Origin of the sequence: Herpetosiphon sp., from assembly GCF_003512625.1 — a bacterium.
GTDB lineage: Bacteria > Chloroflexota > Chloroflexia > Chloroflexales > Herpetosiphonaceae > Herpetosiphon > Herpetosiphon aurantiacus.
In genome coordinates, this window is record NZ_DOPT01000059.1 from 1 (window position 1) to 14,322 (window position 14,322).

The 14,322-nt window shown below is 41.5% G+C and carries 8 protein-coding genes and 1 pseudogene; 3 read left to right on the plus strand and 6 right to left on the minus strand.

Annotated elements, in window-relative coordinates:
* The 3 genes and pseudogenes from DEF47_RS12440 to DEF47_RS12450 all read left to right on the plus strand — a co-directional run.
* Positions 1-894: pseudogene (locus DEF47_RS12440) on the plus strand (hypothetical protein); the annotation flags it as partial.
* A 319-nt stretch (positions 895-1,213) separates the two neighbouring features.
* Positions 1,214-3,340: an AAA family ATPase gene (locus tag DEF47_RS12445; RefSeq protein ID WP_012188102.1), complete on the plus strand. Its 2,127-nt coding sequence runs from the start codon at positions 1,214-1,216 to the stop codon at positions 3,338-3,340.
* Between the two features lie 83 nt (positions 3,341-3,423).
* A complete protein-coding gene (locus DEF47_RS12450) occupies positions 3,424-5,130 on the plus strand; it encodes a DUF262 domain-containing protein (RefSeq protein ID WP_012188101.1) in 1,707 nt (568 codons plus the stop codon).
* A gap of 75 nt (positions 5,131-5,205) precedes the next feature.
* On the opposite strand, the gene DEF47_RS12455 is transcribed toward DEF47_RS12450, so the two are convergent.
* The 6 genes from DEF47_RS12455 to DEF47_RS12480 all read right to left on the minus strand — a co-directional run bounded on the left by DEF47_RS12455 (position 5,206) and on the right by DEF47_RS12480 (position 14,234).
* On the minus strand, positions 5,206-8,487 hold the full coding sequence (locus tag DEF47_RS12455; RefSeq protein ID WP_012188100.1) for an N-6 DNA methylase: 3,282 nt from the start codon (positions 8,485-8,487) through the stop codon (positions 5,206-5,208).
* 791 nt (positions 8,488-9,278) lie between these two features.
* Positions 9,279-10,217, minus strand: coding sequence for a replication-relaxation family protein (locus DEF47_RS12460; protein ID WP_012188099.1), 939 nt, complete (start codon positions 10,215-10,217; stop codon positions 9,279-9,281).
* A 484-nt stretch (positions 10,218-10,701) separates the two neighbouring features.
* On the minus strand, positions 10,702-11,892 hold the full coding sequence (locus tag DEF47_RS12465; protein ID WP_041303942.1) for a hypothetical protein: 1,191 nt from the start codon (positions 11,890-11,892) through the stop codon (positions 10,702-10,704).
* A gap of 83 nt (positions 11,893-11,975) precedes the next feature.
* Positions 11,976-12,896 (minus strand): DUF3102 domain-containing protein, encoded by a 921-nt coding sequence (locus DEF47_RS12470; protein ID WP_012188097.1) that lies wholly within the window; start codon positions 12,894-12,896, stop codon positions 11,976-11,978.
* Positions 12,893-13,771, minus strand: a complete 879-nt coding sequence (locus tag DEF47_RS12475; RefSeq protein WP_012188096.1) for a PRTRC system ThiF family protein — start codon at positions 13,769-13,771, stop codon at positions 12,893-12,895. Before DEF47_RS12475 ends, DEF47_RS12470 begins: the two co-directional genes overlap by 4 nt.
* A complete protein-coding gene (locus DEF47_RS12480; RefSeq protein ID WP_287045162.1) occupies positions 13,752-14,234 on the minus strand; it encodes a Mov34/MPN/PAD-1 family protein in 483 nt (160 codons plus the stop codon). Before DEF47_RS12480 ends, DEF47_RS12475 begins: the two co-directional genes overlap by 20 nt.
* Positions 14,235-14,322: the final 88 nt, after the last annotated feature.

The following is a 14,322-nucleotide window of genomic DNA, read 5'->3' on the forward strand; positions in this document are numbered from 1 at the left end:
GCAATTGCCATTGGCACGGCCTTCGTGCCCGTGGCGAGTACCCTCAATATCGCGGTTGGTCAACGCCTGACCATCGAAAGCGGTGGGGTGAATAGCGAGAGTGTCGTAGTCTTGGCGGTCAATGCCACCCAATTCCAAGCCGCCTTTACCAAGACCCACGTCCTTGGCGTGACTGTGCGCGGGATTGTCGTGACCGATAAAGAGATTGTCGAAGATGTCTTGAGCCGCAACCTCACAACCAACCCGGGTAGCGGGATCAAGCAGAGCAGTGCGCGGATTATCAAGAGTAGCCGCGATTGTTTGGAAGCCGCATGGTCGGCTGCATCCGGCTTGAGCGTGGTACAGGAGTTGGCCGATCAGGCGCAGTATGTGACCTATGTCGATGATGCCCAATACCTCTACTATGGTCCCAAGGAAACAGGCCGCACCTTTGCCCTCGTCGATGGCTCGATTGAACTGGAGAAAGCGCTGGGCGAAGCAACCAACCAAATCAGGGTTGCCTACAAGAACGCCAGTAACCAACCGCTCTATACCGCCTTCGCGGAACACGCCAGCGAGCGCTATGCCTTAGGCATCGTTCGCCAGCGCACCATTGCCAGCGAAACCACGGATAGCACCGAGGCGGCCACGTTGCGCAGCGTCGCCTTGACCGATGCAGCACCGACCGTTCGCGCCAGTCTGAACGTCCGCGCCGTGCGCAACGAGTACAATGTGCGCGAGCCACTCGATCTACTCAGTCGTGGCGATGTGATTACCATTGGTGATTTATCCGGCGCGATCAACAAGCGCAGCTATACGCTGGCTGAAACCTCGGTGAATCTGATGACAGGTGAGGTGAGCGTTACGCCGGAAGCGCCGATTAAGCAGCTGGATCTGTGGTTAGCACAAGCCTAAAACCATCGAGCACGTGGGAAAGAAATTCCCACGTGCTCGATGCTTACCAGAAACTAGCGTTTTTTCATCTAAAAGGAATACATCATTAAAACTATCTAAAGATTTTACTGTAGCTGCTACCATAAACCTGTTTCGATTGTTAATCAAATCGCAAGTAGCGAATCAGTACGCAGCGGCATCCAGCAAATTCACAGTCAAACACACTATAGCGATACAACGAGTAAAAAGGGGCTTTGGTCGGTTTTGCTGCATGGCTGTGGTATGATACACAGCACCGTTTGTCCCAGCACTGAAGCAGCACAGGCTAGCAGGAGGGTGTATGAAGATAACCGACGTGATCATCAAGAACTTTCGCAGTATTGAACACGCCCAGCTGAACGGCTGTGGGGATATCAATGTCCTGATTGGCAAGAATAATGCGGGGAAGTCGAATATCCTCTTGGCGATTACGACGTTTTTCGAGTTTATGGAGCGAGGCAAACTATTCACATTTATTGAAGATTCCAAAGATACAATAAATTTTTTCAATAATAGTGAAGATTCAATAATCGAAATCAGCATAAAGTTCAATATTTCTCAATCAGACATAGATAACTTAAAAATATATAAGCCTGAAAATAATACAAAAAATACATACACAAAATTAAGTATTACTATAGTAAATTTATTAGACAAAAAATCAAAAGTTAATGCAAAAATATTAAAAAATATAACCTTGGAAGGTGACAAAAGTAATCATGAATTACTAGATATAATCAATAATAATTTATCTAATTTAGTACAATATCATATTATACTAAATTACATATCCTCCGAAACATTAATATTAAATGAAATAAAAGAAAAAAATAAATCAGGATTTGAGCAAGCAATTTCAATGTTAAATAATATTATCAAATCAAATAATAGAGAACACTTTAATGACATAAAGAAAGGAGCAAAAAATCAAGAATTACTCGATAATCTAATAGAAGAGAGAATTAAATCAAACAATAATGATGAATTATCTGTAATAGAAGGAATATTGAATACAACTAAGCACAGTAATATCGATTTAGAAAAATTAATTTTATCCCTAAAAGAAATAGTACAAAGAATATCGAACCATTTTCATCATATTAAAGAGCGAAGGCCGGAATTAGATATTAATGACGCAAACGTGTTCTTAGAATTAAAAAAGAAAAAAGCAAGCAAGGCTACATTGCAACGAATCCAAACCATAGCAAATATGGTATTAGGTATTACTATTGATGCCTTTGTCGAAGATGATAATAGCGATCCCGTTTTGGATGTTGATAACTTCCTTATCCAAGTGAATGGCTATGGGGTTAAGGAAGCCTTGCGAATCATCTTTGATTATGAGATTCATCGACCAAAGGTGGTATTAATCGAAGAACCAGAATTGCACCTGCATCCGTCCCTTGAAATGAATCTCATGCGCTACCTCAAGGAGATTAGCGCCGAGTGCCAGATCTTTATGACAACCCATTCCACCAACTTTATTGACACCGGTGATGTCAAAAATGTGTATCTCGTATCAAAAAACGAATCAACCACCGTGCGAGCACTCAATACTGAAGAGGCTGCCAGTCTTATTCCACAAGAACTCGGTTTACGTCTCAGCTCGCTATTTATGTACGACAAGCTTATTTTCGTTGAGGGCAAGCTTGATGAGGAGATACTACGGACATGGACTGCGACGCTTGGCGTGAATTTAAGCCAACACAATATTGGCTTTGTCACCATGGAAGGCGTTTTCAATCAAACCTATTATGCTGCTGAAGCAACCCTTGATTTCTTGAGTAAAAAACAGATTCAGACGTGGTTCTTAATTGATCGTGACGAGCGGGATCAACAGCAGATTGATCGTATTAAACAACCCTTATCGGGGAAATCGAATGTAAGGGTACTCAACAAACGGGAAATCGAAAACTATCTCTTTGTGCCACGCGCCATTGCCCAGTTCTTACGTGACAAAGGCCAAATATCAGGACTGCAAGCAACAACGGAAGGCATTACAGAAGAAATGATCCAGCAGCAGATCACTACCTGTGTGGAAACATGCAAACAGCAGGTCATTGAGAAGCGTATCGCTGCACGCCTGCCAGCTCTGCGCTTTGATCGCGAGGTATTGTTCCCCAAAAAGCCAAAGGCAGGCGATCTCGTTAGTCGTAGTATACAGGAATTGGATCGGCTGACAGCCCTACTCAGCGATGCAAAGGCTCAATTCCCAGCCATTGCCCAAGAGGAAGCATCTGCCATCGAGGCACGGTGGCCAACCGAAAAGATGAATCTCGTTCAAGGGGATGTCCTGCTCGATGCGGTCTTTCGGGTCTATGGCCTACGCTTCAACAAGAGTCGCGATGGAGCTGCGCTGGCGGCATTGATGACGGACGAGGAGATTGATCAGGAAATCAAAGCCTTTTTCAAGACGATCACGCAGTAGGATGAAAGGAGCACTTGGGAAATTCCCGAGTGCTTTACGACATAGACAGAATTATGACCTAATAGTTCAGAAGGAGATCGTATATGGGAAATACCTATATCGAAAGCGAGACAGCGCCTATTGGGGATTTTATCAACAAGGTTGAAGCTTTAAAAGTACCAGTCTTTCAACGAAGTTTTGCTTGGACGGAAGATGAGATTAAGCTGTTATGGGATGATATTACAGCAATTATTGAATTACCTCAGCCAGAGTACTTTCTAGGATCAATGGTTTTCAAGAAGAAGGATGGTTATTATGAGATAATTGATGGTCAGCAAAGAATTACTGCTATATATATTATATTAAGCTGTATAAGAAATATTTATCGAATAAATAGTGATACCCAACGAAACGAATGGTTTAATAGGGAATATTTTGGAAAAATAGATATAAATACATTAACTATAAACTCTAAATTTCAAATGAATGAAATTAATAATCCTTTTTTTCAAAAATACATTGTTTCTGAATCAAATATTGAAGAAATAGAAGAAAACATCAAAAATCTCCCTAAGAAAGATACGAATCATCTTCTTGGAAAAGCAATCAAACAGATTTATAGTTTGCTGATCGAGAGGCAAAAGGAATTTTCTGGTACAGAATTTAGTTCAGATGCGCTCCTATCTATACATAATATTATACAAAAACATATATATGTATTAATATTAAAGGTATCAGATGAAGCGGATGCCTATACTATTTTCGAAACACTCAATGATCGAGGGCTGGGATTAACAACTATGGAACTGTTAAAAAATCATATATTTGAAAAATCAGGTATGTATCTTCCTTCAGTACAAAATGAATGGTCTATTTTACGCGATAATCTTCTTCATAGCGATCCGAGTGATCGATTTATCCACCATTATTGGACATCGATCCATGGACGAACATCAAAACCACAATTATTTAGATTGATGAGAAAACAAGTAAATACTCCCATCCAAGCGGTAGAATTCGCACGAAGTTTGAGGACATCGGCCAGATTATATGCGGCGTTTGGAAATCCAAATGATGATTATTGGAATGACCATGAAAAACAAACTAGAGATAACTTAGAAGTACTTGATATTCTTGATGCACAGCAGGTTATGCCAGTTTTATTAGCAGCAGTACAAAAATTTAATCCAACTGAGTTTAGGAAATTAACCTATGCTTTGGTCGTTATGGCAGTACGATATAATTTAATTGGAGAATTACGGACAGGTGTTATTTCAAACTACTATTCTGATATTCCGAAAAAGATCCATTCTGGTGAGCTAAATAAAAGTATAAAAGTATGCAGAGAATTCAGATCGATATATCCTACAGACGAAGAGTTTGAGGAGGCGTTCAGTACTAAGGTTCTAAGTGATGCAAAGAAATCACGTTATTTACTTATAGAGTTAGAAAAAAATTTTAACGGAGGAAGCTCACAGGTTTCTAATGATCCGAGAAAGGTTAATTTGGAGCATATTTTACCACAGAATCCATCAAATGAATGGATTGATACAATAACACAGGCAGGTGACGATTTACGGAAATATATCTATAAACTTGGTAACCAAGCGCTCGTTTCAACAACGCCAAATAAGAAATCAGGAGCAAAAGGATTTATTTACAAAAATACTAATCTCTATAGCAAGGAAACACAAATTTATTACACTCATATGCTTACACAATATAGCACATGGCTTCCTGCAGATATTATTAGACGCCAAAAAGAACTGGCAAAGCAAGCCGTAAAAACATGGAGGATAGAATTCTCCTAAGAAAAAATAAACAGAAACAGGTTATAACCAGTCAATTGCTATGACCTGTTTCTGTTTATAAAAAATCGTTCTATATTAAAATTCTAAATTAAACCCTTCTTGTTGTAGTTGATCGGTAATAGTGGCAGCAAATTTAGCTAATAATCTTACAGCAATGATATCAATTTGTTCTATAAATGCTTCAATATTACCACTGCCATTTGTTTTATTCATAGTGTTATGTGCCGTAATGGATAAGTCAACGAGTGATAGATGTTCGGCATTTTCTAAATCAAACTTAGGCAATCGAAGATGCTTAAATATTGTTCCAACCTGCAATTTTATAGTGAAGCTATCCACAAATTCACGTATAATTGATGAATTGAGTAGCGCACAAATAAAGTGAGCATATTTTTCACTCGAAAAGGATGCAAAGTATATTTTATGATCAGGGATAATAATCTTTCGCTGCTCAATATAGGGTACAAGACCATCAGAAATCACTGCCGCCTTAAGACTTCCAGACATTTCTGCCCATACAACCTTATAGGGAGCAAATGTATAGTCTCCTACGTTATAGATTGCATAAAAGGGTATATCGGCAAGATTATCGGCATATTGTTTTTCCAAAAATGGCCGCATTCGGGTTCGCCAAGTTGATCGTTGATCGAGTAGGCCAACACCATCAATGAGCACATCGCGATTCAGAGACTGGAAATAACGTGCTGCTAGTGGATACCCCTGATAAGTCAGTCGAGACATGGATGGCATAGAGGATGAATTAATCCCCTTATTAGGAACAATTACGGCTAACTCGCTTGTGGTGGCATAAAATGGTTGAACATTTTTTGCCCCTTTTATCAGAGGATATACAAGGTCAGCCTCAATCTCATATGTTCGCTCTGGTACAGGTTTTTGACCCTGATCTGGAGAAGTTTTAAAACGAAGAGTTCCAGTCCGATAACCATGGCCAAGAATTCGAATAAAGTATGCCCCATTCAAATCGGTAACAATACCCTTACGGCCTTCAATTGACCTGTCCTCACCATTCAACATGGAAAGGAGAGGAAATCGTCCTAGCGGAAGAATACTCCAACGTTTTCCTGCGTCCTCTAATGCATAAGCTTCATGAGGTATCGATAGAAGATTCTCAGCCGCAGTCGCATAGCTTACATTTTCAGAGATAGTTGTTGGGGTTATACGTTTCCATATGTTATAGGGAACAGGATAGGTTGTAGCTCGCCCCTTGTAGATGGTTATCACTGCGGGACGATTACCTACGCGGCGGAATGGTTTAACCTCGCTAAAATCATCAACCTGTAAAACCTCTAACGGGGTTTCGCGAATCTGAAACTGACGAAATCCACCAGATGACTGAGATTGCAGGTGATTTTGTGGAAGAATAAAGGCCAGCTTACCACCCTCATCCAACCACTGGTCAATAACGGTATAGGTTATCATCCCCGATATATCAAGCTCATTCCCCCCAAAAAAACGTTCATCAGAGAAAATTCCATATTCATCACAAATCGGTTTAATTTTCTCCGCATAAAGCTGGGGTAATTCAGACCAACGAACCCAGGGTGGATTACCAGCAACGATATCGCAAGACCCTATTGCAACGGAGGCAAAGTAATTTCGCGCAATCCGACACCATATCCGATTCCATGAGCGTGATTCAAGAAACTGGATGTCATTAAACATTTTTTCCAGATATGGAATCCAGTCAAGATGATCCTCTACTCTACAGAATTCAGGATTTCTCTTAAGATGTGTAATAAATGCAGAGGTATGCTGGTGCTCATTTATCGACTCTTCCATCTCCTCAAGCACTCGTGCAAACAAATGTTGTTTGTGAATTAGGGATACAGGGATATCTAGGGCGAGTATAGGACACCCTGTTAGACGGGTTGAAATATCATAGCGATAAATAGTCGGATCATCAGGTCGGGGCTTTGGAATGTAAACGGCATCGGCTTGATATACAGGGATTTCAACCGCAGATGAAGTTTTCAAGAGATCCGAAATCGCAATAAGATAGTTAACCCGTGCAGTTAACATGGCAAGAGGGTTTAGGTCAAATCCAAAGATGTGATTGGTAATGCCATGAAGAATAGCAGAATCATCCCATCCTTGGGCGTGAGCCGCCTGTTTATAGCGCTCAATAGCATGAATAAGGAAATTGCCTGAGCCGCAGCATGGATCGAGAATCTTCTGATCCAAAATTTGGGAGCCTTGATATCCAACACGATCAAGAGTAAACTCAACCAGCCATTCTGGCGTGAAATATTCCCCCAGACTATGACGAAGCGGTTCAGGAACTATTTGCTCGTAAACATACTTCACAATATCGCGTGTTCGTTCCAGTTGAAGATCGCTTAGCCGATAAAGGTTAAGCCGCTGCATAATCTGTCGAATTGCTTCAATCAATCCTGCGGGAGCCTCATGTGTATACCAGGTAAAAAAAGTCCCCTCAACAAAATTGAGGATGTTGACACGGCGAAATACTTTTGATTCCTCGATATCATCTACCAACAACTTAATAAGGGATCGATCAGGAAGTCCTGCGGTAGAAAAACAAAAATCGGTTTGGGTCATACCCGGGATAATAGCATTTGTCAGCACAACCTCAGCCGCAAGCAATTTGAAAAAAAGTGCATGATAGGTATGAAGGACAAAAAGGAGACGGGTGATATCAGCAGATTCAGGTAAACCCACTGACTGAAGATACGCCTGAAGTTTCTGTCGCCCTCGTGTACCAATGCTTGTTCCTTGTTGGAAAAGACTTTTCCATTCGGTAAAGAGCATGTGTATCCGCTTGACACCCATATCAAGAGATACATTTAAGTGATGCCATAATGCTTGTAGGGTCTGTCGCGCAATAAAGGAAGATGGACCAAAATCATCAATAACATTTTGTGGGGTTAGTTCACGCCGATCATCAACGTCAAGCGCCATAACCAAAGCCCCAGCACTATGTTCATCAAATGGCAATAGTTTCGTGACCCGAACCGTTTGATCTGGTTCAACAAAGGTAAAGGCAAGATGTTCTCCATCAAAACACACGCCAATATAATCTGAGGGCCTTCTCCCATCACGAAGCGATTGCTGAGGGATATACCTATTAATGAGTTGATCCTGCGCCTCTTTAAATTTAAGGCTGGTGGATTGACCTCGAAATAGGCCTTTATTCTTAAACTCTAGAATGACACGATTCCGGCGGATATCCTGCCGGCCTCGTTCTAGGGTAAAATTTGGAATACCCAAAGCATTAGTAGCAGCCAGATAAAACCCGCTCCGAAGCTCCTCTTCATTCGCTGAATTATTGATATATCGTTGATATTCCTGAACAAAATTAGCCACACGCTGAGCATACATAAAGAACCCTCCATATCAAGAATCGATAGGACTGCTGATGTAACCCACGTTAATGCGGCCAAAGCCATGCATGTAGAAAAAGGAAGGTTATGAAGGACAGCACAGAAACCTTTACTTGTACATCACATTTTGATGCCCGTAGAGGAATTGAGGATAAAATGTGGTACACAACATACATCATAAGAGAAGCCCCCTCGATGCTTCCTAGCGGGAGGGGGCCTAATCTAGAACAGTATAGCATATTGTCTGTTCGCAAAATTCCATCCTAGGCTTTATATAAGTAATGGTTTCAATTTGATATTATGGTTAATTTATCATTAGAAAGCCTTATAATGACAGTCTTAAATTAGCATTAGAAAAGATAAAGACTAGCTGATATCCAATCAAAATGATTCAAATGACATATGAAATCAAAAAAAGAAGAGTTAAAATCGTATAATAGAATGAAGTGTCTAAAAAAATCTTCAAATAGTGTATTCATAACTATAATCATATGACTTCCAGTTGATCTTTTGTTGCCAAACATATACTTACATCACGATACCATTTTGTTATGCCAAGTAAATAAATTGTGCTAAGCCGAGAACACCACATATTACAAGAAAAAACTAACTCTAGAAACAAAGATCGATAATCAAGAATCTTCAGATCACCCAAATTAGAACATTTATACTACTGTCGCGTATTCCGAAAACCACAAACGACCCACTAGGGGTCGCTTATGGAAGAGAGGAGGATGAGGGTTTAACAGTATTATAAGTATGTAGGTTATACGCATTATAATATTGTACCTACGCCACAATCTTCTCAAACCACTTTACCTTCAAAAACCGATGTGGCTGCTGGATACGTTGCCCATCCTTGGTGTACTGGGTTGTCCAGATCGGCGTGAGAATACCTGACTCACGCACCTCGTCGATAGTGGCAATCAGCAGCTGACTGCCGGGCCAGCCGATTTCCCACGCATCGAGCACAGCCCGTTTGCGGCGTTCGCTCGGCACGGTAAAGGCAATCAGCGGCCATTGATAGCGCCCTTCCCAATACTTCGAGCGATATAACTCCCCATAGGAGTGGGCCTTACCCGTAATAATGCTCAGTTCCTCGGTTCCCCGATCAATCTCAATGGCATACAGTTGATCGATCTGGCCTGCTTGTTGGCTAACCCCCAGCCATGGATAGAGCGACGAGCGCTCACGATCGGTCTGCGTTGCATCGGCCCAGCGGCGCACCACGACAATGCCGTCGGCGCGTGGCCGTGCGGTTGGCCCTAAGTCCATTTCGATATAACTGCTCATCCCGACAATGCCAGGCACGTAGGGTAATGACTGAATCAAACTGGTGATGACCTCGGCATATTCAATCTGGTGTTCCGCTTGATGTTGGGGATTGAACATCGTGGGAGCCAGCCGCTCACTGCCTTCTTCAAGCATCGGAAAAGCCTGTTTGACGATCTCCCAGCCGAGGGGCGTGAGGCTATATAAGCGGCCATGGCGTGTCCAGCCCAGCGCACCACGTGGGTCATAGCCATGCGATTGAAAGTGTTCGCAATAGGTGAGCAGTTTGGCATCGACGAGCTTGGCCAAGGTGCGATTAACCGTTTGAATCGTCACCGTAAACGGATGGCCCCACGCTGTGCGAAGGTGACGTGAAAGCAAGCGGCCCAACCGAGCGACGAGCAACAGGATGTGTAACTCGATGGGATTGAGGCCAATCGCGAGTGATGAAGCCATGAACAACCTCCTCAGGATGAAAACGGTGGCGATGCAGCCTGTTAAAGAATGTCGGCACGACCAAACGGCCAGTTTAGGCCTTTCTGATGGGCTATTCTTTTTTTGGCGGTTTGTATACCATCTGAATGCGGTTTGAATACGATATGAACACGATATGAATGGTAATTAAGATGGTCTGCAATTGTGTCCAAAACAATCATAATTACCAGTTTGGGTACATTACACCTCTAGCTGGAGCAGGTAACCACAATACATTCTGGATTTAATTCAGCACAACGATACGATCACGATTAGCAATCTGCCACTGCTCCTGGCATCGCCAGAGTTGCGGAGCTTTACCGTCGGCGAAATGAAGTATCTGCCAGTCACAGATACGGTTGAGGTGGTGGTGGAATTGCCCTTGCCCTAGTTGGATGTATTGCCGGCTCAACTAGCGGTTTAAATATGAGAAGGCGGTCATACTTGATGTATGACTGCCTTCTCACTATGACAGTTCTTGTATTATCTCTGATAATAGAAAGTCTATCTCACTTTTAAAATCAACTTGTTGTCGATTTGGAATAATTTCTTTCCTAGAAATAGGTTTATGGATATTTATATGAGCAGTATTTTTTAACGTAACCAAAAGATGATTTAATATTTTTTTGCCAGAATTACCTTTATAGTTACTTACTACATTATCAAAATTAATATGTCCAAATATTGGTGGTATATGATCTATAATAGCCCTAAGAATAAATATAGCTGCAAAATAACACTCATTTGAAAATGATATATTTAATTCTAAACATAATTTCACTAGTTTAGTAATATCAAAATCTTTTGATTGAATTTTTGATAGTTCTTTTATTCTATCAAGGTTTACGTAATATTCATTATTTCTATTAATTCTATATAAATCATTATCTTCAATTATTTCATCTTCTTTTAAGCTATATTCAATATATTCAAATATCTCTCTAGAAATAACTATAATATTTCTTGAAGAATCTATAGATGATTCAAGAATATCTATTTCAAAGTTATGCCATTTCTTTATTTTATCAAATTCCTCGAGGTGAAATTCAACTAACTTATCTATATTATCTTTTATATGGAATGGATTTATATATTTGATGTTAAATCCACCTCCGCCTATTTTCCTTAAATAGATCTTTCCCGTCATATCTGTGATAAACCCCAATTCACCAATCGAAATGAATGATATTTCGTAAACTATTTTTGATGAATTTTCTTTTTTTCTTATTATTTTGTAGTGAGGCCACACCATTCTTTTTTTAAAATCATCTAAATATTGTGATATACCAGAATCTATTACATCTATTGATTGAGAAGTATAGAAATTTAAATTTATATTATTTTCTATATTAAAATTATGATTTATATTTTTAGATACTGATCTTTTTGAAGAAATTCTATCGAATTCAATAAAATTAATATCAGATTCATCTATAATAAAATTAAATTCCTTATTATCTAACTCTTCCAATATTATATTAGATAGTAAATCTTTATGTAATTTTAATTGGTTTCGATATTCTGGATACTTATTTCGAATGATAATAGAGTCATCACCAAGTCTATAAGTCGTTGATTCCAAAACAGGCTGTAATTGTGGAAGTGATTCAATAATCCTATCTACAGCTTTACTGATATTTGTAAGTGGTTGCATCATAGAAATACCCAAATATGTAAATCTTTTAAATCCTAGCACAAATGTCAAGCCTGCCTGCTGTTTCAGACAGCAGGCAGGCTTGTTTAGAAATCCCGAAGGTTAACCTTCACCCCAAAGGCCAACAAGCCAGCTTGTGACTTGAATGCAGGCGTTCCAATAAATGATGCAGCTGCTTCAGCCATCTGCTCTGTATCAATGAATGGTTGAATAACCTCTTTCCCTTGGGCCTCAATTTGATCTTCTAATAACTTCACGCGCTGGTTGGCAAGTGTAACCATTTGCCGCGCCAACTCCTGCACCACGATTGCATAAGCCAAGGGCTTCGTATCGATTTCAACGGCAGCCGCTGGGCTTGGTTGGCCAATGGTAAGCATTGGTGGTAAGTCTGGTTGTTCAGATGGCGTTTCAACCAGTGGCTGGCTGGCTAGCTCTTCGCTCTCACTATCATCAATTGTGTTTGGTGTTGGCGTGCCTGTGAATTCAGCACTAGGAACCGTCTTATCGCCAATGATGAGCATTGGGGGGATCTCAAGCTTAGGTTCAGGTTTTGGCACTGCTGGTGCAGCTGCTGGCTTGGGCTTTGGCGCTGCTTGCTCTTTGTGGGTGGTTACAATTTGCTTTGCTACTGCATGGGTAATCTTTTGGCCCTGCTCGGCTAGATTGATCGCTTCAGTTCTGGCATCCTCTGGTGTTGATGGGGCTGCCAACAAATATAAGGCCGATGGTGCAAATTCCGAAATTTTCGGATTTTGACCAAACCGCTCAGCAACATTCATATAGTTACGGGCGGTATCAGCTGACCATTGGAATTCTGCATCAAGCCATTGCCCAAACTTGCCATGGCCCAAGCGTTCTTTCACATCGATCAGCCGCTCACCAATCTCGATGACGGCCTGCGCAGCGCTGCGCATTCGATCCCGAATTTCGACCGCTTTTTGCTGAACGATAACGCGGGTTTCAGTATCCAGCGCGTTGTAATCGAATAAGGTTAGTTGTGTGGTCATGCGTTAATTCCTTTTAAAAATGCAGACGTTACCCCAAGACATTGAGCCACATTAGAAACCGTGATTGGGGTGCTTCGCATCGTGAGTGTGCTCATATCGACAATTGTTTCAAAAGTGGTCAAGCGTTGGGTAAAGATGATTTGATGTAAGTATTGGCCAACAATTGAGGCCATTTGCTGATTAATAAGTAAGGATTGGCGGTTATTCTCCATCGCGGTTGCACAATCAAGCTGCTGCGATTCAGGCAGTGGCTCTGGTGGTGTTATCAGCGATGGTGCCATCAACGATGGTGCTGGTAATGATTGCACCATTCCCTCAAGGGCAAAGCTTCCTTTTAGCTTATGCGGTGCTACGCAGTTGCCTACAAGCACTTGTCCCCCATGCTCGTGGTTGCCACTATCAATCCATAGGTTAAAGACATATTTAGCTAAACCATCATGAATAACCTTGCGTGCTTCGGCATTATCGACAGCGCCCACAACAATTGAGTAGGGCCGCTTATCAAGCGCAGCCGATTGATGCCATTGATAGCGATCAACATGCGGAAGCGAATATTGATCGATCATTGTGGGTATAGCTTGTATTTTGAGGCCTAGGGCTTGGTTGAACCGAGTAGCCAATGATTGTGCTTTATTTCGGCCTATTTCGGCTGGGGCAAAGAGTTGACGACCAATATTTTTTGCTTCAATTGTATCGCCATCAACCAGCGTTACATCGATTTTGGGGGAACCCTTCTCATTGGCATGCGCCATTAACCGAGCCACAGTTTGCACGATATAAGAGCCAGTACCACCAGCCCCAACAATAGTGATATGAAAGCGTGACTGGTTTCCTATTACAAACGGGGCAATAGGCTCAAAACTGAGCATTTGCATAGCGATCCCCCTCTCGTTGTCCCACATCGGCAAAAGGGCCACAACCATCAAAAATGGTGGTAATAGGCACAACTTGATGTTGGCCATAGATGTTTAATCGACAAATGATTTCAGGGTTGCTATAGATGTTGCCGATCACACATGAAATTGAGAGGCCTGTATCATCAGCATCATCGGTGGCCGAAAAGTAAGCAGGCATACCATGATGGCTATGAATATCAACAAAGATTGGTGCCGACGGCATTTGATAATGCACCCTCAAGGCACTAGCTTGTTGGGGAGCAATAATCAGCTTCAGCCGATCATCTTTATTAACTACAAAGTATTGTTTCTCGATTGGTCGTGCTACTCCATTGGTGATAATAGAAGCCTTTTGGGCATCTGCAAGCAGCATTGATAACCAAGCAGATGGTAAGCGTTTGGGATAATTGAACCAGTGAATCATCGGCATAATCGCGACCATGCCAGGTAGATCAATGCGCTGCTCGGAGACTTGAATAATCAAGCGCTGATGGCGATCGCAGCCACTTTTGAAGATGCCGTTCGCTGCG